The sequence below is a fragment of the Mycobacterium sp. 1423905.2 genome (assembly GCF_001673155.1).
In the GTDB taxonomy this organism is placed as follows: domain Bacteria; phylum Actinomycetota; class Actinomycetes; order Mycobacteriales; family Mycobacteriaceae; genus Mycobacterium.
In genome coordinates this window covers 1-605 of the sequence record NZ_LZLE01000333.1, presented here as the reverse complement: position 1 = coordinate 605, position 605 = coordinate 1, and the positions used below count along the sequence as shown (strand labels likewise).

Annotated in this window: 1 protein-coding gene; it reads left to right on the top strand. The window is 67.6% G+C overall.

The features are described 5' to 3' along the window. Positions 1-605, top strand: a 605-nt coding sequence (locus A9W95_RS22915; protein WP_156746355.1) for an AAA family ATPase, incomplete at both ends; no start/stop codon positions are given.

Below are 605 nucleotides of genomic sequence, written 5' to 3'. Positions count from 1 at the left end.
GTGGAGGGCCTGGCCCAGCGCATCGTGGCCGGCGACGTGCCGGAGAGCCTGCGCGACAAGACCGTCATCAGCCTGGATCTGGGCTCGATGGTGGCCGGCGCCAAGTACCGCGGCGAATTCGAGGAACGCCTCAAGGCCGTCCTCGACGACATCAAGAACTCGGCCGGGCAGATCATCACCTTCATTGACGAGCTGCACACCATCGTCGGCGCCGGCGCGACCGGTGAAGGTGCGATGGACGCCGGCAACATGATCAAGCCGATGCTGGCTCGTGGCGAGCTGCGGCTAGTCGGCGCCACCACGCTCGACGAGTACCGCAAGTACATCGAGAAGGACGCCGCGCTGGAGCGCCGCTTCCAGCAGGTGTTCGTCGGCGAGCCGTCGGTGGAGGACACCGTCGGCATCCTGCGTGGGCTCAAGGACCGCTACGAGGTGCACCACGGCGTGCGCATCACGGACTCGGCCCTGGTGGCCGCGGCGACGCTGTCTGACCGCTACATCACCGCCCGGTTCCTGCCGGACAAGGCCATCGACCTGGTCGACGAGGCCGCCAGCCGGCTGAAGATGGAGATCGACTCCCGGCCCGTCGAGATCGACGAGGTCGA